Here is a 20,955-nt window from a genome sequence, read left to right as displayed (position 1 = left end):
GTGGCGATGGCCGCGGGCCCGCCGGCCCCGCGGCGCGGTCACGGCCTGCTGTCCGAGCTGCCGGCCACCGCCGTCGACCCGGCCACCGAATGGGCACTGGCTGCCCGCACCGGTGATCCCGTCGCGCAGGCCGCGTTCGTCCGGTCCACCCAGGCCGAGGTATGGCGGTTCGTCGCCGCCCTGGTCGACCCGGGCAGCGCGGACGACCTCACCCAGGAGACGTACCTGCGGGCGTTTCGGGCGCTGCCCGCGTTCGAGGGCCGCTCTACGGTGCGCACCTGGCTGCTCGGCATCGCCCGGCGCACCTGCGCCGACCATCTGCGTACGGTGGTAAGGCAGCGCCGGCTGGGCGTGCGCCTGGCCGCACAGGTGCTGACGAGCGGGCCGCACCCGGACCCGGCGGGCCAGGTCGGGGCGGCGTTGCTGCTCGACCGGCTGTCCCCGGAGCGCCGGGAGGCGTTCGTGCTGACCCAGCTGCTGGGGTTGTCGTACGAGCAGGCGGCGGCGGTGCAGGAGGTGCCGGTCGGCACGATCCGGTCCCGGGTCGCGCGTGCCCGCGCCGAACTGGTGGACGACGTCGTTAGCGCCTTAGCCGCCTGAGGCGACGCGCGGGGGCGAAGGAGGAAAGCGATGGACGAGCGCACCGGCTGGAACAGGGTCCAGCCGTGGGTCAGCCTGCTGGCCAGGCTAGGCCTGGCCGGGATCTTCCTGGTCGCGGGCGGGCTCAAGGTCACCGACCTGGCCGCCAACGGCCGCGCCGTGAACGCGTACCAGATCATGTCCTACGACGCCGCCATGGTCGTCGGCGCGATCCAGCCCTTCGTGGAGATCGTCGTCGGCCTGCTGCTCCTGGTGGGCCTCGCCACCCGGCTCGCGGCATGGCTGTCGGCGGGCATGATGGTCGCCTTCATCGCGGGCATCAGCTCGGCCTGGGCCCGCGGCCTGAACATCGACTGCGGGTGCTTCAGCAAGGGCGGCCAGCTGCCGCCCGGGGTGACGCCCAACTATCTTCCGGAGATCTTCCGGGATGTGGCCTTCCTGGCGATGGCCATCTTTTTGATCATCTACCCGGTCAGCCGTTTCTCCCTCGACGCACGACTGGATCGACCGTTCTCCGCCGGGGTGCCGGCGGACGACGACGTGCTGGAGGAAGACAGTGACGAATCGAGCGAGCACGCCCCGCCCCGCCGGGAGCGGGCCTGAGCACGGCACCGGCGAGGTGCGGGCAACGAGCGGCCGTAGTGAGCGGGTCAACGGGCTCGGTGCAGCTCTGGCCGGCGACGAGCGCGGCGAGGAGCAGGCATGAGCAGCCGTAAGGACCAGAATGCGGCGGCCCGGATGGTCCGGGAGCAGATCGCCAAGGAACAGCGCCGCAAGCGCACCATGTGGATCTCCATCGCCGCGGTGTCCGCGCTGGTCATCGCCGGCCTGATCGGCTGGGGCATCTACGCGGGCTCCAAGACGGCGGAATACACCGCCCCGAAGGGGGCCAACGCCGCCGGGAACGGCATCACCACCGGCAGCGGGCCGGTCGTCGTCGACGAGTACGTCGACTACCTCTGCCCGCACTGCAAGAGCTTCCACGACGAGGCCTCCGCCTCGATCGCGCAGCTCGCCGCCGACGGCAAGATCACCCTGGTGACCCACCCGGTGGCATACCTCGACGGCGCGTCCACCAACCGGTACTCCACCCGCTCGTCGGCCGCCGCGGGCTGCGCCGCCGAGTACGGCAAGTTCACCGAGTTCTCCGACGTGCTGTTCGACAACCAGCCCGCCGAGGGCGGGGCCGGACCCACCGACGATGATCTGATCGTGCTCGGCCGGCAGGCCGGGCTCGGTGACGACTTCGCGCAGTGCGTACGCGACAAGCGCTTCCTCAACTGGACCAACCACGTCAGCGAGGAGGCCGGCCGCGCCGGGGTCACCGGCACCCCGACCGTCCTGGTCAACGGCAAGCCCACCCAGGCGAGCTCGGCGGCGATCGCCGCCGCGGTCGCCACGGCCACCGGCGCCAACCCGTCCGCGAGCACCAGCTGACATGAGCTGAGCAGGAGCAGATGACACCCCTCACGGCACAGCGGGTGGGCGCGGTCCTCGGGACCGCGCTCACCCTGCTGCTCACCCTCGCCACCCCCGCCGCCGCGCACGGGGCCGACGCCCCCGACGCCACGAACTACCGCACCGCCATCACCGGCACCCCGGACCTGCCCGGCCTCGAGGTGATCACGATCGAGGCGGGCGCCCGCCTGCAGCTGACCAACCACAGCGGCAAGCCGGTCGAGGTGCTCGGCTACCACAACGAGCCCTACCTGGAGGTACGCCCCGACGGGGTGTACGAGAACATCCACTCCCCCGCCACGTACCTGAACATCACCATCGCGCACGTCGACCCGCCCGCGCACGCCGACCCGACGGTGCCCCCGGAGTGGCGCAAGGTCAGCGACGAGCCGGTCTACCGCTGGCACGACCAGCGCGCCATCTGGACCGGCACCGCCGAGCCGCCCGCCGTCGCCGCCGCGCCCGACCAGCCCCACCGCATCCGCGAGTGGACCGTGCCGATGCGCACCGAGGTGACCGCGCTGCAGGTCACCGGCGTGCTCGACTGGGTGCCGCCGCCGAACCCGGTGATCTGGTGGGTCGCCGCCGTCGCCGGGGCGCTCGCCGTCGCCCTGCTCGGCCTGGTCCGCGGCCGCCCTCGCCCGATCACCGTCGCGCTCGCCCTGGGCGCGATCGCCGCCGGGGTGCTGGCGCTGGCCTACGCGGTCGCGCGCGAGATCGACGCGGGCAACCACACACTCGGCCCGATCCTGCTCGAACTGCTCACGGTCCAGCTGTGGCCGCTGGTCAGCGCGCTGGCCGCGATCGCCGCCGGGGCGTACTCGCTGTCCCGCCGCGCCGCGGGCGACTTCGCGCTGGCACTCGGCGCGGCGGCGGTCGGCCTGTTCGCCGGCATGGTCAACGCGGCGGTCTTCCACCGCTCGATCGCCCCGGTCCCGTGGGGCGACACCGCGGCCCGCGTCGCCGTCGCCACCGTGATCGCCCTCGGCGTGGGCGTGGCCGCCGCCGGGATGCTCCGCCTGCGCGGCACCACCTCCGGCACGACCGCACCCGACCCGGCCACCACGAACGTGACCGAGTCCGGCCCGCCCGAGTCCGGCGCGGCCACGGCCGCCACCACGCCCGGCCAGAGCAGGCACGACCTCACACCGCCCGCCTGACCCGGCGGCGCGAGCCGCTTGCTGGGCCCTCCGCGGGGCGCGAGCCGTCCGCTTTTCAATAGACGTTGGCCTATCACATCGACTATTCGCGAGTCGGAATCGATGCAATAGGCCAACGTCTATGCGAGGGGGCGGTGGCACCGCGGGACGGAGTGTCGGACGCGGGAACGTGTCGGACGCGGGAACGTGTCGGACGCGGGGGTCCGGTCAGGTCGTGGCGGGGACGGCGAAGCCGTACGGGAGTTCCAGCCGGTGCCGGGCCAGCAGCTCCGCGTCGGACAGCAGCTCACGGGTTGGGCCGTCGGCCACGATGCGGCCCTCGTCCAGGATCACCGAGCGCGGGCACAGCTGCATCGCGTACGGCAGGTCATGGGTGACCATCAGCAGCGTCACGTCCAGCCCGAGCACGATCTCGGCCAGCTCGCGCCGCGCCTGCGGGTCCAGGTTGGACGAAGGCTCGTCCATCACCAGCAGGTCGGGGCGCATGGCCAGCACCGTGGCGACGGCGACCCGGCGGCGCTGGCCCAGCGACAGGTGATGCGGGGCCCGCTCCTTGACGTCGCTCATGCCGACCGCGGCCAGCGCCTCGTCGACGCGCCGGGTCAGCTCCGCCCCGCGCAGGCCCAGGTTGGCCGGGCCGAACGCCACGTCCTCGGCGACCGTGGGGAGGAAGAGCTGGTCGTCGGGGTCCTGGAAGACCAGGCCGACGCGGCGGCGGATCTCGGCGAGGCCGGGCCGGTCCTTCGGATCGACGGTGCGGTCGCCGACCGAGACCGTGCCGGACGAGCCGGTCAGGCCGGACACCGGCAGGATGCCGTTGAGGTGCAGCACCAGCGTGGTCTTGCCCGCCCCGTTGGGGCCGAGCAGGGCGACCCGCTCGCCGGGCTCGATATGCAGGCTCACGCCGTGCAGCGCCTGGTGGCCGTCGGGATAGGCGTATCGCACATCGTCGAGCAGCAGCGCGGTCATACCAGGAACCTATCCGTCAGCAGGACCACGACGGCGAGCACGGGCACCGCGGCCCCGACCGCCCACTGCCGGGCGGTGGCCCGGGTGTGCTCCTGCAGTGCGGCGGGCAGCCGCCCGGTGTAGCCGCGCGAGCGCATGGCCAGGAAGACCCGCTCGCCGCGCTCGAACGCACGCAGGAACAGGGTGCCGAGTCCAGCCGCGAAGCCGCGCACCTGCCACAGGAAGCGCGGGTCGTCGAGCCGGGACAGCCGGGCGATGCGCATGCGCCGCGCCTCGTCGGCGAGCACGTCCAGGTAGCGCAGCATGAACAGGGCGATCTGGGTGATCGCCTGCGGGGTGCGCAGCCGGTCCAGGCCGATCAGCACGTCGCGGGCCGGGGTCGTGCCGGCCAGCAGCAGCGCGATGAGCACGCCGAGCGTGCCCTTGACCAGGATGTTCCAGCCGGCCCACAGTCCTTCGACGGCGACGGACAGCCCGAGCACGTCGGTGCGGGGGCCCGCCGCGAAGAACGGCAGCAGCACCGCGGTGGCCACGAACGGCAGCTCGATCAGGCTGCGCCGGGCCAGCCATCCCGCGGGGACCCGGGCCAGCACCGCGAGCACCGCCACGATCACGGCGTACGCCCCGAAGGCGGGCAGCAGCTCGCGCGGCGTCGCCACCACCACAACGGTGAACAGCACCGATGCGGCGATCTTGACCTCGGGTGCGAGGTGGTGCACGGGCGAGTGCCCGTGCACGTACATCGGATGGGTGTGCCCGGCGCCCACGGCTACTTCTCCGCGGACACGGCGGCCGGGGTCCCGGCGGCGGGGAGCTGCTCGCCCGCCGCGGACTCGGCGGCCGCGTTCCGGCGGCGGCGCACCGCCCAGAAGATCGCCAGGCCGACCGCGAACGTCAGCGCCACGCCGATGAGCCCGGCCAGGCCGGTCGCGTCGTCCACGCCCTTGATGCCGTAGTCGGCCAGGAACGAACCGCCGAGTTCGTGGTCCTGCGCGCGCTGCGCGATGCAGCTCCCGCCGGTGATCACTCCGTCGGCATCGACGGTGCAGCCGGTCAGGGTGGTCGCGTCCAGACCGTCCGGCGAGCCCGAGGCCAGGTAGCTGGCACCACCGGCCAGCAGCGCGGCGACGGCCAGGCCGCCGAGCACGAAGACCCGGGTAGGCAGGCCGCCGGTCGCGGGCTGCGCCAGCCGCGCGCCGCGCAGCGCGTACACCAGGTCGGGGCGCACCTTCGCCACGGTGGTGACGGTGACGGCCGCGATGAGGCCCTCGCCGATGCCGATCAGCGCGTGCACACCGGCCATGGTCGCGGAGATCTGCCCGTAGCCGATGGTCAGCGGCACCTCGCCGCCGAGCACGAACTGCAGCACGAAGCCCTGCGAGGCGAGCACCACGGAGACGATCGAGGCGAGGAACACGGCCAGGCCGACACCCGCGGCGGTACGCGGCAGCAGCTTCATCAGGCCGACCAGCACCAGGTAGCCGACGGCGGTGCCGAGCAGCGCCATGTTGGAGATGTTGAGGCCCAGCGCGCTGATGCCGCCGTCGGCGAAGACCAGCGCCTGCACGATCAGGACCACCGAGACGCACAGCGCGCCGACCCACGGACCGACCAGCGCGGCGGCCAGCGCGCCGCCCAGCAGGTGTCCGCTGACGCCGGGCAGCACCGGGAAGTTGAGCATCTGCACCGCGAAGATGAACGCGGCGACCAGGCCCGCCATGGGCGCCAGCCGGTCGTTGAGATCCTGGCGCGCGCGACCGAGGCAGAGGGCCAGCAGCGCCACGGCGACCACGCCGTAGGCCAGCGAGATCGGCCCGCCGATGATGCCGTTGGAGATGTGCATCGCGATATTCACTCAGCCAGACTAAGGTTGTTGCAAAAGACTTGCAATAAGGTGCGTCGGTCTCGCCCTCGCCTGCCGCGGCGGACGGCCCGGATATGGTGTCCGGTGTGACGGAGAACGTACGACTCGCGCCCGGCGACGCCGCCCCCGACTTCAGCCTGCCGACCGCCGACGGCGGCACGCTCAGCCTGTCCGACCTGCGCGGCAAGAAGGTCGTCCTGTACGCCTACCCGGCCGCGATGACCCCCGGCTGCACCACCCAGGCCTGCGACTTCCGCGACTCGCTCGCCTCGCTCACCGCCAAGGGATACGCCGTCGTCGGCATCTCCCCCGACGCGCCCGCGAAGCTGGCCAAGTTCGTCGAGCGCGACGCGATCACCTTCCCGCTCGTCAGCGACCAGGACAAGGCCGTGCTCACCGGCTACGGCGCGTTCGGCGAGAAGAAGAACTACGGCAAGGTCGTGCAGGGCGTCATCCGGTCCACCTTCGTCATCGACGAGAAGGGCCTGATCGAGCACGCCTTCTACAACGTCAAGGCCACCGGCCACGTCGCCAAACTCCGCCGCGACCTCAAGATCGACTAAAATCGCCGGGACCTGGATCACGATCACGGGCGGGGATGAGCGAGAATACGGCGGGCATCTGATGCCCCTGGGGCCGTAGCCCAACGGCAGAGGCACGCGGTTTAGGTCCGCGCCAGTGCGGGTTCGAATCCCGCCGGCCCTACTCACTCCCCGTCAGCTCCCGAGCACCCGCAGGTGGTCGGCGGCGACGCGTTTGGGTACGCACATGCGCCAGGCGTCGATGATCAGCTCGCGCATCTCGTCCTCGTCGAGCGCGGCCAAACGCGCCTGCACCCAGTGGTAGCGCAGGTCGGACGCGCGCGGCAGGAAGAACTTGTCCGGCTCCGCCGCCACCAGCGCGTCGCGGGCCTCCTTCGGATAACCGAAGCCCAGCTCCGTCTCGTCGGCGGAGAAGGCAGCGAACACGATCCGCCCCACCCGGAACTTGACCCGGTCGCGCACCAGTGCCTCGTACGCCCGCGGTAGCGACAGCGCAACCTGCCGCACCTGTTCCACCGTGGCCATTCGCGCCTCCCCCGTTGCCGGCCGGTGCCGTTTTAGCCTGTGCCCGGCGCCGCACCCACCAGTCTGCTCCGCACCGGCGACATTTCGCGCGCGTCTCCGCATAAGACAGCATGTCTATTGACATATTTAACGGTGTTCCGAAAGGCTCGGTGCGCGAGTCCTTCGACACCCTGGAGGGGCAGTGAGGAAACTACGAGTCGTGGCGGTGTGCCTCGGCATGGTCAGCGCCATCGCGCTGGTCGCGCCGGCGAGCGCGAAACCCGTCGGTGACGGCGATCGGGCGAGAAATCCGCTCGACGTTTATGTCGGCGAGCTCGATCAGAGCCAGCTGGAACAGTTCCGCAAGCTCGGCATCGACAACGAGGAGCTGCGGACCGCGCCGCTGCCCGGCGGCAAGGTGAAGGTCGAGGCGGTGCTCTCCGAAGTGGAGGCGTCACGGCTGGCCGGTCGCGGTGTGTCGCTGTCGGTGAAGATGATCCGCGGCCAGAAGGCCTCGGACGCGCTGCGCAAGCAGGCCCTGGCCGGCAACGTGGTGTACCGGCCGTACAGCGGGCCTGGCGGCCTGCGCGAGGAGCTGGAGAAGCTCGCGGCGGAGCACCCGTCGATCACCAAGCTGGTGACGATCGGGCACTCGGTGCAGGGCAAGCCGATCAAGGGCATCAAGCTGAGCCTGGGTGCGCGCGTGCTGCCCGACGGGCTCAAGCCGTCGGTGGTCTACAACGGGGCCCAGCACGCCCGTGAGTGGATCACACCGGAGATGGTGCGCCGGCTGCTGCACCACTTCGTCGACGGGTACGGCAGCAACGCCGAGCTGACCAACCTGATCAAGACGCGGGAGCTGTACTTCTTCCCGGTGGTCAACCCGGACGGCTACGACTTCACGTTCACCGAGGGCAACCGCCTGTGGCGCAAGAACCTGCGCGACAACAACGGTGACGGCGAGATCACGGCCGGCGACGGCGTCGACCCGAACCGCAACTACGCCTTCAAGTGGGGTTACGACAACGAGGGTTCCTCACCTGACCCGGCGAGTGAGACCTACCGGGGCAGCGGCCCGAACTCCGAGCCGGAGAGCAAGGCGCTCGACTCGTTCTTCAAGCGGGTGCGCCCGGACTACTACGTCAACTACCACTCGGCCGCGGAGCTGCTGCTCTACGGCACGGGCTGGCAGGTCAGCACACCGACGCCGGACGACACCATCTACACGGCGCTGGCCGGCGACGACGCGAACTCGGCGGTGCCCGGCTACGACCCGGACATCTCGGCGGAGCTGTACACCACCAACGGCGACGTCGACTCGCACATGCAGGCCAGGTACGGCACGCTCGGCTTCACCCCCGAGATGACCACCTGTGAGACGGTGTCGAACTCCATTCCGGACGACGAGTGGCTGGCCGAGGACTGCGCCAGCGGCTTCAACTTCCCGGACGACGAAGAGCTGATCCAGGCGGAGTTCGCCAAGAACATCCCGTTCGCCCTGTCGCTGGCGAAGTCGGCGGCGCGGCCGGACGACCCGGTGTCCGTGCTGGGCCACGTCACCCCGCACTTCGTCACCGACAACTTCGACGTGTCGTACGGCCGCACCCAGGCCGTCGCCGCGACGATCCGCCGGTCGCTGAAGAACGTGAAGGTGAACTGGAAGATCAACGGTGGGGCGACGAAGTCCGGCTCGGTGAAGGAGTGGAAGGGCGGCGAGCGCTACGGCGGCGAGAACGACGACTTCTACGCCGAGTTCCGCGGCACGGTGACCGGGCAGAAGCCCGGCGACCAGGTCGAGGTGTGGTTCAGCGGGTTCTCCGTGACGCCGGGGCGGATCGGCGCGGTGACCAGCGACCACTTCACCTACCGGGTGAACGGCGACATCGGCGGCAAGGTGCTGGTCCTCGCCGCGGAGGACGTCACCGGCATCAGCCCGGCGCAGGGCGTCACCACGGCGAAGTTCGCCGCGGACTACGCCGCCTCGCTGAGCGCGGCCGGTTACTCCAGCGACGTGTACGACTTCGACGCGCAGGGCCGCAAGGCGCCGCACCACCTGGGCGTGCTGTCGCACTACAAGGCGATCGTCTGGGAGACCGGCGACGACGTCATCCTGCGGTCCACCGGGCAGCCCGGCGGCACCGCCGCGAAGGCCGCGCTCGACATCGAGCTGGCCGTGCGCGACTACCTGAACGAGGGTGGCAAGCTGCTGCTCACCGGGCAGAACGCGCTGTTCGCGCAGTCGGCCGACGGGGCGTACTTCTACCAGCCCGACGCGCCGGCGCAGCCGGAGTGCACGGTGCGCGCGTACCCGTGCCTGCCGCTGCTGAACGATTTCATGCAGTACTACCTCGGCGCGTACACCTACGTCAGCGACGGCGGCACCGATCCGGACGGCGTGCCGTACGGGGTCGGCGGCAGCACGGGCGCGTTCAGCGGCTTCTCGGGCACGCTCAACGCGGCCGGCTCGGCGGGCAACCAGACGCACACCGCGTCGTTCCTGACCACGTCGAGCTTCCTGCCACCGGCCCAGTTCCCGCAGTTCAACAGTGCCGCCCCGGCGGACTGGCTGCGCCCGGGAGCGGCGCCGTTCGACCCGCGCACCGGTGACTGGTACACCTACAGCGACCGGGCGGACACCTCGTACAAGCGGCTCACCCGGACCGTGGACCTGACCGGGAAGACCTCGGGCGAGCTGCGGTTCTGGTCGTCGTACGACACCGAGCCGAACTGGGACTTCATGTTCGTGGAGGCCCACCCGGTCGGTTCGGACACCTGGACCACGCTGCCGGACACCACCGGGCACAGCACCCAGGTGACCGGTGACAGCTGCGCGAGCGGCTGGTCCGACGTGCACCCGTTCCTGGCGCACTACCAGGGCGCGGACTGCTCGCCGACGGGCACGACGGGTTCGTGGCACGCACTGACCGGTCCCTCCGGGGGCTGGACGGAGCTGGCGTACGACCTGACCCCGTACGCGGGCCAGCAGGTGGAGATCTCGATCTCCTACGCGTCCGACTGGGGCACGCAGGGGCTCGGCGTCTTCCTCGACGACGTGACGGTCAGCGCCGACGGCGCGCCGGTCGCGACGACCTCGTTCGAGGACGGCTTCGGCGGCTTCACCGTCGCCGCGGCGCCGGACGGCTCACCGGCCGGCAGCAACACCTGGGTGCGCAGCCAGCAGGCGTTCGAGGAGGGTTCGATCGTGGTCACCCGTGACACGGTGTTCACCGGATTCGGCGCCGAGGGCCTGACCCCGGCGCAGCGCAACGACCTGGTCAAGCGCTCGATGAAACACCTGCTCGGGTACTGACCGAGTTAAGAAGGGCACCTTCTACAACGCATAGCGTTGTAGAAGGTGCCCTTCCTTCTCTTCGTAAGATCGGGATCATGCGGTTTGAGGTGGATCCTGAGCTGACGCACGAGGTGTGCGAGCAGATCGTCGGGTTGTGGACCGACGTCTCGAACGCCGGTGGATCGGTCGGCTTCGTCGGGCAGGTGACGCGGAGCGACGTCGAACCGGTGGCGCGGGCGGCGTTCGACGGGATCGCCGCAGGGATCGACCGGCTGCTCGTCGGCTACGACGAGGACGGTGCCGTCGCGGCCATGCTGATCCTGGTGAGTCAGCGATTCGCGCTGTCGGCGCACTGGCGCACGGTGGGCCGGGTCATGGTGCACCCGCGCCGGCAGGGCCGGGGCGAGGGCGCGGCGCTGATGCGCGAGGGCGCGCGGATCGGCCGCGAGATGGGCCTGGAGGGCCTGCACATCACCGTGCGCGGCGGTATGGGTCTGGAGCGGTTCTACACGCCGCTGGGTTACCGGGAGGTGGGCCGGCTGCCGGGCGCGTTGCGGTTGGCCCCCGGTGACGACCGCGACGAGGTCGTGATGTGGCTCGACCTCGGCTGAGACGACCGTGTCGCCGACCTGGCGGAACTCCTAGACCGGGTCGCCGAACCGGTCGAGCACCTCGACGGGATCGCCGAGCCTGATCTCGCCGAGCGTGTCGGGAATCAGGTTGGTGCCGAAGAGCAGCCGCTGGTCGACGTTGCGGTAGCGGGCCAGGGTGCGCAGCGGTTCGCGACCGCGTACGCCGGTCTCCTGGTCGGTGGTGGTGACCACGCAGCGGCCGCATGCCTTCGCCGCCCGGAACTCGACCGCCCCGATGCGCAGCCGGTATCCGAGCCAGCCGTCCTCGGCGAACGCCGCCGCGCCGTCGACCACCACGTTGGGCCGGAACCGGGCCATCGGCAGCGGCCCCTCGTCGGAGCCGGACTCGGCGATCCAGTCGTTGAGCCTGGCCAGCGAGGCGCTGTTGGCCAGCAGCAGCGGGAAGCCGTCGGCGTAGGAGACGCGGTCGGTGGGCAGCGCGTACTCCGGCGGGACGGGGCGGCGGCTCGCCGGGTCGTCCATCCAGACCAGCCGCACGTCACGGCCGAGTTCCTTGCTGAGCAGCGCGTCGGCCGAGGGACCGGCCGCGGTCGCCGGATAGGGCTTGGTCCACAGGGTGGAGTGCGTCACCGGGTCCGGGACGGGCTGCTCCACCAGCAGCGGCGCCGAGTCGGGGAAGGAGAGTTCGAGGCCGCCGCCGACAGGCACGGCGCGCAGCAGCGCGAGCCGGGCGACCTCACGCTGGGTCACCTCCGAGCCGTCCGGATTGATGATCATCCAGCGGCGGTCGCCTGCCAGGCCCCACGGCTCGACCGTCGCCCGCTGGTGATCCACCCGTCGGCAGCCCTTGATCGGGTACGTGTGCAGCGCACTCACTCGCATGACGCGACGTTATCAGCGCGTCACGCAGCGGGGTGTACGCCTGTCGTCGATGCATCCGGCGCCGGGCGACCGCCTCAGCGCCAGGCTGCCCCGATGCCGTCGCCCGGATACCAGTGCTCCTTCGGCTGCTCCCGGAAGGCCAGGAAGCGGCGGCCGGTCTTCTCCGCGTGCTTGAGCAGCACCGTGGTGATGGTGACGTTGTCGGTGAGCAGCAGCGCCCGCTCGGACAGGTGCGGCTCGACCGCGGTGAACTCGCGCTGCTCGTGCCCCGCGCTGTGATCGCTGTCGTGCAGGAACATGTCCACCGGCCGGTCCAGCGCGTTGAGCGCCGTGATCGAGTCGCCGATGACCAGGTCCACCACGCCGGCCCAGGGCAACGCCTTGGCCAGGTAACCCGCCTCGGGGTTGATGTCCAGCGAGGTGACCCGGCCCGGATGGCCCTCGGCCGTATTGCGCAGCAGCGCGGCGGCCAGCACGCAGGTGCCCAGGCCCTTGTCCACGCCGGTCTCCACCACGTGGCGCGGCTTGCGCGCGCGCACCAGGGCATACCAGCCGACCCGGCGGGCGTAGCGGACCTGCTTGTCGGCCAGGCCGCGGCGGGCGGACTTCGCGGTCGTCTGCTCGATGTGCGCGCGCAGCACGTCGTCCGCGTCGATCTCCGCCATCCAGCCGCGTACGTCGGCGACGGGCGCCTCGGCGACCAGGCTGACGAACCAGGCGAGGTGCTCGCGGTTCAGCGGGGTCAGGTCGTAGGTGTAGTTGTGGTGCTCGCGGGACGTCACCAGCCAGCGCGCGGACTGGCGCAGCACCTTGGCGTCGTGGCGGGCCACCCTGGCCAGCCGCTTCGGCAGCGCGGCCAGCGGAGCGAGCGCGGTGCGCGACACGGCACGCCTGATCCGAGTCTTGCGGTCGGGCATGGGGACGCACCTTCCACGGCGAACATGAATCCGTGTGCGAGTTCTATCATGTCCGACCACTCCCCGGACAGACCCGAGATTGTCACTGAATGAAAGTTTGCATACAGTGTCTCTGTGAATGTGGTGCCTACAACCGATGTGCCGACCGGGGCAGCCACCGGGGCCACCGCCGACGTGCGCTCCCTCGTGCAGGGCGCCCGCCTGACGCCCACCCAGCGGCGCATCGCCCGCGAACTCGTGCACCACGCCGACACCGTCGCCTACCTGTCCGCCGCCGAGGTCGCCGAGCTGGCACAGGTCAGCCAGCCGTCGGTCACCCGGTTCGCGATGGCGCTGGGCTTCGACGGCTACCCCGCGCTGCGCCGCCGCCTGCGCGAACTCACCGCCGGGCAGCGCCCCGGGACCGCCGACGGCGACAACGACCTGCAGCGTGCCGTTCGCGGCGAGATGGCCAACCTGACCCGGCTCGCCGACCACCTGGCCGACCCGGCCGCGGTGCACGCCGCCGCCGGGCTGCTGGCCGCCAGCCGCCCGCTGCCCGTGGTCGGCCTGCGCGCCGCCGCCCCGCTCGCGGGCTACTTCGGCTACTTCGCCGCCAAGATCCACCCTGAGGTACGGGTGCTGGACACCGGCGGCAGCATGCTCGCCGAGCGGCTCGAACAGGCCGCCGACTCCGGCGCGCGGGCCGTGCTGGCGTACGCGCTGCCGCGATACCCCCGGGAGCTGCGCGACGCCCTTGCCGAGGCCCGCGGCCTAGGCCTGAAGATCGTCGTGGTGACCGACTCGCCGGTCAGCCCGGCCACCGACCTCGCCGACGTGACGCTCACCGCCGCGGTCGGCTCCCAGCTCGTGTTCGACCTGCACACCGCGCCCATGGTGCTGACCATGGTGCTGCTGCAGGCCATCAGCGACGTCGACCCGGCGGCCACCCAGCGCCGGCTCGAACACTTCGAGAGCTCGGCCACCCGCCGCAGCGTCTTCATGGAATAGGTAGGGGAAGCGATGGAGCAGATCATCCGTGCCGCGACCGGCACCACCCGCACCGCGCTGGGCTGGCCGCAGGAGGCGGCGATCCGGATGCTGTGCAACAACCTCGACCCGGACGTCGCCGAGCGTCCGCAGGACCTGGTGGTGTACGGCGGCACCGGCAAGGCGGCCCGCGACTGGCCGAGCTTCCACGCGCTGATCCGCACCCTGACCACGCTCAAGGACGACGAGACCATGCTGGTCCAGTCGGGCCGCCCGGTCGGCGTGTTCCGCACCCACGAGTGGGCCCCGCGTGTGCTGCTGGCCAACTCGAACCTGGTCGGCGACTGGGCCACCTGGCCCGAGTTCCGCCGCCTGGAGCAGCTCGGCCTGACCATGTACGGCCAGATGACCGCCGGGTCCTGGATCTACATCGGCACCCAGGGCATCCTGCAGGGCACCTACGAGACGTTCGCGGCCGTGGGCGAGAAGAAGTTCGGCGGGACGCTCGCGGGCACGCTGACGCTGACCGGCGGCTGCGGCGGTATGGGCGGCGCGCAGCCGCTCGCGGTCACCATGAACGGCGGCGCGTGCCTGATCGTCGACGTCGACAAGACCCGCCTGGACCGCCGGGTGCAGACCCGCTACCTCGACGTGGTCGCCGACTCCCTCGACCACGGCATCGAACTGGCGCTGGCCGCCAAGCGCGAGCGCCGGCCGCTGTCGGTCGGCGTGGTCGGCAACGCTGCGACGATCTTCCCGGAGCTGCTGCGCCGCGGCGTCGAGATCGACATCGTGACCGACCAGACCAGCGCCCACGACCCGCTGTCCTACCTGCCCGAGGGCGTCTCCATGGAGGAGTGGCAGACCTTCGCGGCCGACAAGCCGGAGGAGTTCACCGAGCGGGCCCGCGCCAGCATGGTCAAGCACGCCGAGGCCATGGTCGGCTTCATGGACGCCGGGGCCGAGGTGTTCGACTACGGCAACTCCATCCGCGGCGAGGCGCAGCTCGGCGGGTACGACCGGGCGTTCGCGTTCCCGGGCTTCGTGCCCGCGTACATCCGGCCGCTGTTCGAGGAGGGCAAGGGACCCTTCCGCTGGGCCGCGCTGTCCGGCGACCCGGCCGACATCGCCGCCACCGACAAGGCCGTGCTCGACCTGTTCCCGCAGAACGAGTCCCTGTCCCGCTGGATCAAAATGGCCCAGGAGAAGGTCGCCTTCCAGGGCCTGCCCGCCCGCATCTGCTGGCTCGGCTACGGCGAGCGCGACAAGGCCGGCGTCCGGTTCAACGAGATGGTCGCCGACGGCACGCTGAAGGCCCCGATCGTCATCGGCCGCGACCACCTCGACTGCGGCAGCGTCGCCTCGCCGTACCGGGAGACCGAGGCGATGCTCGACGGCTCCGACGCGATCGCCGACTGGCCGCTGCTCAACGCCCTGGTCAACACCGCCTCCGGCGCATCGTGGGTGTCCATCCACCACGGCGGCGGCGTCGGCATCGGCCGCTCCATCCACGCCGGCCAGGTCACCGTCGCCGACGGCACCGCCCTCGCCGCCCAGAAGATCGAACGAGTCCTCACCAACGACCCCGGCATGGGCGTCATCCGCCACGTCGACGCCGGCTACGACCTCGCCGCCGACGTCGCCACCGACCGCAACGTCCGCATCCCCATGCGCGAGTCCTGATGAGCGAGCACAGCGAGTTCGGCAGTTTCGGGGAAACTGCGGGAATCCGGGCCGGTTTTCGTGCAGTTTCCCCGAAACTGCACTTCCACCTGCGGACCCGGCGGTCGGAGATCGCGGGGAGCGGGGCGTGGGTGCGGGTCGGCGTGGAGGTGGCGGCATGAGCGCGTTCGCGGAGCTCTGGGCGCAGCTCGCGCCGGTCGGGCGGGACGCGGAGACCGGCGGTTACCTGCGCTACGCCTTCGGACCGGCCGAGATGACGATGCGGGGGTGGTTCCTCGAGCAGGCCAGGGCACGTGATCTGGTGATCGAGGAGGACGGCAACGGCAACATGTTCGCGTGGTGGGGCGACCCCGCCGCCGGAGACGCCGTACTGACCGGCTCGCACCTGGACTCGGTGCCGCACGGCGGGGCGTACGACGGACCGCTCGGTGTGGTCAGCGCCCTGCTCGCCATCGACGAGCTGCGGGCCCGGGGTGTCACCCCGGCCCGCCCGATCGGCATCGCGGTGTTCGCCGAGGAGGAGGGCTCCCGGTTCGGGCTGGCCTGCCTCGGCTCGCGCCTGCTCGCCGGGCTGGTCGACCCGGCCGCCGCGGCGGCGCTGACCGACCGGGACGGCGTCACGCTGGACACGGCCATGCGCGCCACGCTCGGCGCAGGCCCCGCCGGTGCTCGGCCGGACCTGCTCGGCCGCATCGGCTGCTACGTCGAGCTGCACGTGGAGCAGGGCCGCGCCCTGGTGAACCTGGACCGGCCGGTAGCCGTGGCCAGCGCGATCTGGCCGCACGGCCGCTGGCGGCTGGACTTCCTCGGCGAGGCCAACCACGCCGGGACCACGCTGATGGCCGACCGCCGCGACCCGATGCTGACCTTCGCGGCCACCGTACTGGCCGCCAACGACGAGGCCAGGCGGCTCGGCGCACACGCCACCATCGGTCGCGTCCAGGTCTACCCGAACGCCACCAACGCCATCCCCGCCAAGGTCAGCGCATGGCTCGACGCGCGCGCCGACTCCCCCGACACGATGGAGCAGGTCGTCGCCGGAATCCACCTGCAGGCCCAGAACCGGGCCCTGGCGGACGGCACCAAGGTCAGCCTGACCGCCGAGTCGGTGTCCCCGGAGACGGAGTTCCACGGCGGCCTGCGCGACCGCCTCGCCAAGCTCCTCGACGACGCCCCCGTCCTGCCGACGGGCGCGGGCCACGACGCGGGTGTCCTCAGCGCCTTCGTGCCCACCGCCATGCTCTTCGTCCGCAACCCGACGGGCATCTCCCACTCCCCCGCCGAGCACGCCCCCGACGCCGACTGCGAATCCGGCATCCAGGCCCTCGCCACCGCCCTCCAGGACCTGGCGTGCTGATCCACTGCCAGTACGCCTGGCTCCCCGACGGCGTCTTCCCGGACACCGTCCTGGAGCTCCACGAAAACCGCCTCACCCGGGTAACCCGCCCCCAAGATCGCGACGATCTTGCGCGAACTGTTAGGGATACGCCCGATTCAGGCGTGTCGTCTCCACAGTCCCCGCAAGATCGTCGTCCCGGCGGCGCGGCGACGGGTGAGGGGGTGGTTTATCGGGCTGGGTTGACCATGGCGGGGTTTGCCAATGCGCACTCGCATGCGTTTCACCGGGCGTTGCGGGGGCGGACGCACGGGGACCGGGGGTCGTTCTGGACCTGGCGGGAGCAGATGTACCGGGTGGCGGCTGCGCTGGATCCGGACTCGTACTACCGGCTCGCGCGGGGGGTCTACGGGGAGATGGCGCTGGCGGGGATCACGTCCGTGGGCGAGTTCCACTACCTGCATCACGGGGCGGGTGGGACGCCTTATGCCGATCCGAACGCGATGGGCCACGCGCTCGTCGCCGCCGCGCAGGACGCGGGGCTGCGGATCACGCTGCTGGACACGCTGTACCTGACCGCGTCCGTGGACGGCAAGCCGCTGGAAGGGCCGCAGTCGCGGTTCGGGGACGGGGACGCGCTGCGCTGGGCGGACCGGGTCGACGCCCTGCCCGACGCGCCGCACCTGGTCGTCGGGGCGGCGATCCACTCGGTGCGGGCGGTGCCGCTGCCGCAGATGGCGACCGTGGCCGCGTGGGCTGCCGGACGTCCGCTGCACGCGCACGTGTCCGAGCAGCGCGCCGAGAACGAGGCCTGCCTGGCCGAGCACGGGCGTACGCCGACCGAGGTCCTCGCCGACTTCGGGGCGGTGCACGAGACCTTCACGGCGGTACACGCCACGCACCTGACGCATGGGGACATGGCGCTGCTGTCGGACTCGTACGCCTGCTTCTGCCCGACCACCGAACGCGACCTGGGCGACGGCATCGGCCCGGCGCGCACGCTGGCCGACGCGGGCACCCGGCTGACCTTGGGCAGCGACAGCCACGCGGTCATAGACTTCTTCGAGGAGTCGCGGGCCCTGGAGCTGGACGAACGTCTCGCCACCGAGCAGCGCGGGCACTTCACGGCGGCCGAACTGCGGGCCGCGGCGACGGCGACCGGGCACACCAGCCTGGGCTGGCCCGACGCCGGGCGCCTCGAGGTCGGGGCACGCGCCGACCTGGTGACCGTGGCGCTGGACAGCCCGCGCACCGCGGGGATCGACCCCGAGGGTGTGCTGTTCGCGGCGAGCGCCGCCGACGTCACCCACGTGCTGGCCGACGGCCGGGAGATCGTCCGGGACGGGCGGCACGTCTCCGTCGACGTGGCCCGCGAGCTACAGGAGGCGATCTCATGTCTCTACTGATCACCAACATCGGCGAGTTGACCACGAACGATCCGGAGCTGGGCATCCTGCGCGACGCCGCGATCGTGGTCGGCCAGCAGGTCGAGTGGGTCGGCCCGGCCGCCGGCGCGCCCGCCGCCGACGAGCGCCTCGACGTACGCGGCGCGGCGGTGCTGCCCGGCTTCGTGGACAGCCACAGCCACCTCGTGTTCGCCGGGGACCGCGCGCCGGAGTTCGCGGCGCGTATGGCCGGGGAGCCCTACACGGGCGGCGGCATCCGCACCACGGTGGCCGCGACCCGCGCCGCGACCGACGACCAGCTGCGCGCCAACGTGGCCCGCCTGGTCGGCGAGGCGCTGCGGCAGGGCACCACCACCATCGAGATCAAGAGTGGGTACGGCCTCAGCACGCTCGACGAGGCCCGCTCGGTCCGGATCGCAGCCGAGTTCACCGACGAGGTCACCTTCCTCGGCGCGCACGTCAAACCCGCCGACTCCCCCGACGGCTACCTGGACCTGGTCACCGGCCCGATGCTGGACGCCTGCGCGAAGTACGCGGGCTGGGTCGACGTGTTCTGCGAGCGGGGTGCGTTCGACGTCACGGAGTCGCGGCGGGTGCTCAAGGCCGGCATCGCGGCCGGGCTGCGCCCGCGCATCCACGCCAACCAGCTCACCATGGGCGGCGGCGTGCAGCTCGCGGTGGAACTCGACTGCGCCAGCGCCGACCACTGCACCCACCTGTCCGACGCCGACGTCGACGCCCTCGCGAACTCGGACACGGTCGCCACCCTGCTCCCGGGCGCCGAGTTCTCCACCCGCGCGCCCTACCCCGACGCGCGCAGGCTGCTCGCCGCCGGGGCGACCGTCGCGCTGGCCTCAGACTGCAACCCCGGCTCGTCGTACACGTCGTCCATGCCCTTCTGCATCGCCCTCGCGGTGCGGGACATGAACATGACCCCCACCGAAGCAGTCTGGGCCGCGACGGCAGGCGGCGCCCGCGCCCTGCGCCGCCCCGACCTGGGCCACCTCGCCCCCGGTGCGTCCGCGGACCTGATCGTCCTCGACGCCCCTTCTCACCTGCACCTGGCCTACCGGCCCGGCGTGCCGCTGATCAGCTCTGTCGCAAGGAAGGGCACCTTCACATCGCTATGCGTAGAGGAAGGGCACCTTCTTAACGCCTCGGGGCCGCACCATCCGGAATCTCCGCACAAGGGAGTGCTCTCATGACCGTCATCGTCGAACCCACCGGCATCGCGCCGAGCGCCGTCGCTGCCGTGGCCCGCGCCGACGCGCAGGTCGCCATCAGCGACACCGCCATCGCCGCGATGCAGGCCAGCCGCGCCATCGTCGATGACATCGAACGCGACGGCCGACCCGTGTACGGCGTCTCCACCGGCTTCGGGGCCCTCGCGAACACCTTCATCGCCCCCGAGCGCCGCTCCGAGCTGCAGCACTCGCTGATCCGCTCGCACGCCGCCGGCATCGGCGCGCCCATGCCGCGCGAGGTGGTGCGGGCCATGATGCTGCTGCGGGTCCGCTCGCTGGCGCTGGGCCACTCCGGCGTACGCCCGCTCGTCGCCCAGGCCCTCGTCGACCTGCTCAACCACGACATCACCCCCTGGGTGCCCGAGCACGGCTCGCTCGGCGCGTCCGGGGACCTGGCCCCGCTGGCCCACTGCGCCCTGGTGCTGATGGGCGAGGGCTGGGTGCTCGGCAAGGACGGCGCGCGGGTGGCCGCCGAGGACGCCCTGCACGCCGCCGGGCTCACCGGGATCTCGCTGAGCTCCAAGGAGGGCCTGGCACTGATCAACGGCACCGACGGCATGCTCGCCATGCTGCTGCTGGCCTGCGACGACCTGGGCCACCTGTGCACCATGGCCGACGTGACCGCGGCGCTGTCGATCGAGGCCATGCTCGGCACCGACCGGCCGTTCCACCCGTCGATCCACGAGATCCGCCCGCACCCGGGCCAGGGCGCGAGCGCCGCCAACATGTACAAGCTGCTCCAGCAGTCGTCGATCATGGACAGTCACCGGGACGACCACGAGCACGCGGTGCAGGACGCGTACTCGATGCGCTGCGCCCCGCAGGTCGCCGGCGCCGCCCGCGACACCCTGGAGTTCGCCCGCACCGTCGCCGCGCGGGAGCTGATCAGCCTCGCCGACAACCCGGTGGTGCTGCCCGACGGCCGGGTCGAGTCGACCGGCAACTTCCACGGCGCACCGCTGGGCTTCGCCGCGGACTTCCTCGCCATCGCCGCCGCCGAGATCGGCTCGATCAGCGAGCGCCGCGTCGACCGGCTCCTCGACATGACCCGCTCGCGGGACCTGCCGCCGTTCCTCAGCCCCGACGCGGGCGTCAACTCCGGCCTGATGATCGCCCAGTACACCGCGGCGGGCATCGTGGCCGAGAACCGCCGGCTGGCCTCGCCCGCCAGCGTCGACACCATCCCGACCTCGGGTATGCAGGAGGACCACGTCAGCATGGGCTGGGCCGCGGCGAAGAAGCTGAGGGTCGTCCTGGACAACCTGACCAGCCTGCTCGCGGTGGAGCTGCTGGCCGCGGTACGCGGTCTCCAGCTGCGCGCCCCGCTGACCCCGTCGCCCGCGGGCCGGGTGGCCATCGAGCAGCTCACCCCCGTCATCGGCATGCCCGGCCCCGACGTCTTCATGGCCCCGATCCTGGAGCAGGTCCGCGCCGCCGTCTCCGGCCCCGACCTCCTCGACGCCATCAAAGCCGAGGTAGGCCCCCTAGCCTGACCCCCCGCGCCGCCCCGCGCCCCACCCCGGCGCGCGGCGCGGC

General features: G+C 71.8%; 18 protein-coding genes, 1 tRNA gene and 2 pseudogenes. 14 read left to right on the top strand and 7 right to left on the bottom strand.

The window, feature by feature from the left end; translation table 11 throughout:
* Positions 1-6 precede the first annotated feature (6 nt).
* The 4 genes from FLL47_RS29660 (at position 7) to FLL47_RS29645 (ending at position 3,218) form a co-directional block, all read left to right on the top strand.
* Positions 7-600: a sigma factor-like helix-turn-helix DNA-binding protein gene (locus FLL47_RS29660; RefSeq protein ID WP_144125314.1), complete on the top strand. Its 594-nt coding sequence runs from the start codon at positions 7-9 to the stop codon at positions 598-600.
* A 30-nt stretch (positions 601-630) separates the two neighbouring features.
* Positions 631-1,203 (top strand): DoxX family protein, encoded by a 573-nt coding sequence (locus tag FLL47_RS29655; RefSeq protein ID WP_144124823.1) that lies wholly within the window; start codon positions 631-633, stop codon positions 1,201-1,203.
* Positions 1,204-1,302: 99 nt separating this feature from the next.
* Positions 1,303-2,037, top strand: a complete 735-nt coding sequence (locus FLL47_RS29650) for a thioredoxin domain-containing protein (RefSeq protein WP_144124821.1) — start codon at positions 1,303-1,305, stop codon at positions 2,035-2,037.
* A 20-nt stretch (positions 2,038-2,057) separates the two neighbouring features.
* A complete protein-coding gene (locus tag FLL47_RS29645) occupies positions 2,058-3,218 on the top strand; it encodes a hypothetical protein (RefSeq protein WP_186315981.1) in 1,161 nt (386 codons plus the stop codon).
* Positions 3,219-3,425: 207 nt separating this feature from the next.
* Here the strand turns inward: FLL47_RS29645 and FLL47_RS29640 are convergent, their stop codons facing one another.
* The 4 genes and pseudogenes from FLL47_RS29640 to FLL47_RS43710 form a co-directional block, all read right to left on the bottom strand.
* Positions 3,426-4,187: an energy-coupling factor ABC transporter ATP-binding protein gene (locus FLL47_RS29640; protein ID WP_144124818.1), complete on the bottom strand. Its 762-nt coding sequence runs from the start codon at positions 4,185-4,187 to the stop codon at positions 3,426-3,428.
* Positions 4,184-4,954, bottom strand: coding sequence for a cobalt ECF transporter T component CbiQ (gene cbiQ / locus FLL47_RS29635; protein WP_144124815.1), 771 nt, complete (start codon positions 4,952-4,954; stop codon positions 4,184-4,186). The genes FLL47_RS29640 and cbiQ overlap by 4 nt, the downstream gene beginning before the upstream one ends.
* Before the next feature lie 2 nt (positions 4,955-4,956).
* Positions 4,957-5,334 (bottom strand): PDGLE domain-containing protein, encoded by a 378-nt coding sequence (locus tag FLL47_RS43715; RefSeq protein ID WP_246158865.1) that lies wholly within the window; start codon positions 5,332-5,334, stop codon positions 4,957-4,959.
* An 18-nt stretch (positions 5,335-5,352) separates the two neighbouring features.
* Positions 5,353-6,030: pseudogene (locus tag FLL47_RS43710) on the bottom strand (energy-coupling factor ABC transporter permease); the annotation flags it as partial.
* Positions 6,031-6,137: 107 nt separating this feature from the next.
* On the opposite strand from FLL47_RS43710, the gene bcp reads away from it, so the two are divergent.
* Together bcp and FLL47_RS29620 are read left to right on the top strand one after the other, a co-directional pair.
* A complete protein-coding gene (gene bcp, locus FLL47_RS29625; RefSeq protein ID WP_144124812.1) occupies positions 6,138-6,614 on the top strand; it encodes a thioredoxin-dependent thiol peroxidase in 477 nt (158 codons plus the stop codon).
* Between the two features lie 69 nt (positions 6,615-6,683).
* Positions 6,684-6,756: transfer RNA gene (locus FLL47_RS29620), tRNA-Leu, on the top strand.
* An 11-nt stretch (positions 6,757-6,767) separates the two neighbouring features.
* On the opposite strand, the gene FLL47_RS29615 is transcribed toward FLL47_RS29620, so the two are convergent.
* The gene (locus FLL47_RS29615) at positions 6,768-7,118 is read right to left on the bottom strand and encodes an MmcQ/YjbR family DNA-binding protein (RefSeq protein WP_144124809.1); all 351 of its coding nucleotides are present in this window, start codon (positions 7,116-7,118) and stop codon (positions 6,768-6,770) included.
* Positions 7,119-7,299: 181 nt separating this feature from the next.
* Between FLL47_RS29615 and FLL47_RS29610 the strand changes: the two genes are divergently transcribed.
* Both FLL47_RS29610 and FLL47_RS29605 read left to right on the top strand, forming a co-directional pair.
* Positions 7,300-10,407 carry a M14 family metallopeptidase gene (locus tag FLL47_RS29610; RefSeq protein WP_144124806.1) on the top strand — a complete coding sequence of 1,036 codons (3,108 nt, stop codon included), beginning with the start codon at positions 7,300-7,302 and terminating at the stop codon, positions 10,405-10,407.
* A 77-nt stretch (positions 10,408-10,484) separates the two neighbouring features.
* Positions 10,485-11,000: a GNAT family N-acetyltransferase gene (locus FLL47_RS29605; RefSeq protein WP_144124803.1), complete on the top strand. Its 516-nt coding sequence runs from the start codon at positions 10,485-10,487 to the stop codon at positions 10,998-11,000.
* Between the two features lie 30 nt (positions 11,001-11,030).
* Here FLL47_RS29605 and FLL47_RS29600 read toward each other — a convergent pair whose 3' ends face one another.
* The gene (locus tag FLL47_RS29600; RefSeq protein WP_144124800.1) at positions 11,031-11,864 is read right to left on the bottom strand and encodes an MOSC domain-containing protein; all 834 of its coding nucleotides are present in this window, start codon (positions 11,862-11,864) and stop codon (positions 11,031-11,033) included.
* 74 nt (positions 11,865-11,938) lie between these two features.
* A complete protein-coding gene (locus FLL47_RS29595) occupies positions 11,939-12,781 on the bottom strand; it encodes a class I SAM-dependent methyltransferase (RefSeq protein ID WP_144124797.1) in 843 nt (280 codons plus the stop codon).
* Positions 12,782-12,919: 138 nt separating this feature from the next.
* Between FLL47_RS29595 and FLL47_RS29590 the strand changes: the two genes are divergently transcribed.
* The 6 genes and pseudogenes from FLL47_RS29590 (at position 12,920) to hutH (ending at position 20,912) form a co-directional block, all read left to right on the top strand.
* The gene (locus FLL47_RS29590) at positions 12,920-13,771 is read left to right on the top strand and encodes a MurR/RpiR family transcriptional regulator (protein ID WP_144125309.1); all 852 of its coding nucleotides are present in this window, start codon (positions 12,920-12,922) and stop codon (positions 13,769-13,771) included.
* Between the two features lie 12 nt (positions 13,772-13,783).
* Positions 13,784-15,433: a urocanate hydratase gene (hutU, locus tag FLL47_RS29585; RefSeq protein WP_144124794.1), complete on the top strand. Its 1,650-nt coding sequence runs from the start codon at positions 13,784-13,786 to the stop codon at positions 15,431-15,433.
* Positions 15,434-15,590: 157 nt separating this feature from the next.
* Positions 15,591-16,790 carry an allantoate amidohydrolase gene (locus FLL47_RS29580; RefSeq protein WP_144124791.1) on the top strand — a complete coding sequence of 400 codons (1,200 nt, stop codon included), beginning with the start codon at positions 15,591-15,593 and terminating at the stop codon, positions 16,788-16,790.
* Positions 16,784-18,175, top strand: coding sequence for a formimidoylglutamate deiminase (locus tag FLL47_RS29575; protein ID WP_246158824.1), 1,392 nt, complete (start codon positions 16,784-16,786; stop codon positions 18,173-18,175). Before FLL47_RS29580 ends, FLL47_RS29575 begins: the two co-directional genes overlap by 7 nt.
* Positions 18,163-19,287: pseudogene (hutI, locus tag FLL47_RS29570) on the top strand (imidazolonepropionase); the annotation flags it as partial. The gene FLL47_RS29575 and the pseudogene hutI, both read left to right, overlap by 13 nt.
* A gap of 89 nt (positions 19,288-19,376) precedes the next feature.
* Positions 19,377-20,912 carry a histidine ammonia-lyase gene (gene hutH / locus FLL47_RS29565; RefSeq protein WP_144124786.1) on the top strand — a complete coding sequence of 512 codons (1,536 nt, stop codon included), beginning with the start codon at positions 19,377-19,379 and terminating at the stop codon, positions 20,910-20,912.
* Positions 20,913-20,955: the final 43 nt, after the last annotated feature.

Origin of the sequence: Catellatospora sichuanensis (assembly GCF_007483665.1) — a bacterium.
Taxonomy (GTDB): Bacteria; Actinomycetota; Actinomycetes; order Mycobacteriales; family Micromonosporaceae; genus Catellatospora; species Catellatospora sichuanensis.
The sequence above is the reverse complement of the archived record's forward strand: the minus strand, read 5'-3'. Positions and strand labels throughout refer to the sequence as shown.

Excerpts from the sequence above, each read along its gene's own strand:
- FLL47_RS29660 (WP_144125314.1), top strand. The coding sequence starts at position 7 with ATGGCCGCGGGCCCGCCGGCCCCGCGGCGCGGTCACGGCCTGCTGTCC.
- FLL47_RS29595 (WP_144124797.1), bottom strand. The coding sequence starts at position 12,781 with ATGCCCGACCGCAAGACTCGGATCAGGCGTGCCGTGTCGCGCACCGCG.
- hutU (WP_144124794.1), top strand. The coding sequence starts at position 13,784 with ATGGAGCAGATCATCCGTGCCGCGACCGGCACCACCCGCACCGCGCTG.
- FLL47_RS29600 (WP_144124800.1), bottom strand. The coding sequence starts at position 11,864 with ATGCGAGTGAGTGCGCTGCACACGTACCCGATCAAGGGCTGCCGACGG.
- hutH (WP_144124786.1), top strand. The coding sequence starts at position 19,377 with ATGACCGTCATCGTCGAACCCACCGGCATCGCGCCGAGCGCCGTCGCT.
- FLL47_RS29615 (WP_144124809.1), bottom strand. The coding sequence starts at position 7,118 with ATGGCCACGGTGGAACAGGTGCGGCAGGTTGCGCTGTCGCTACCGCGG.
- FLL47_RS29650 (WP_144124821.1), top strand. The coding sequence starts at position 1,303 with ATGAGCAGCCGTAAGGACCAGAATGCGGCGGCCCGGATGGTCCGGGAG.
- FLL47_RS29580 (WP_144124791.1), top strand. The coding sequence starts at position 15,591 with ATGAGCGCGTTCGCGGAGCTCTGGGCGCAGCTCGCGCCGGTCGGGCGG.
- FLL47_RS29640 (WP_144124818.1), bottom strand. The coding sequence starts at position 4,187 with ATGACCGCGCTGCTGCTCGACGATGTGCGATACGCCTATCCCGACGGC.
- FLL47_RS29645 (WP_186315981.1), top strand. The coding sequence starts at position 2,058 with ATGACACCCCTCACGGCACAGCGGGTGGGCGCGGTCCTCGGGACCGCG.
- FLL47_RS29605 (WP_144124803.1), top strand. The coding sequence starts at position 10,485 with ATGCGGTTTGAGGTGGATCCTGAGCTGACGCACGAGGTGTGCGAGCAG.
- FLL47_RS29655 (WP_144124823.1), top strand. The coding sequence starts at position 631 with ATGGACGAGCGCACCGGCTGGAACAGGGTCCAGCCGTGGGTCAGCCTG.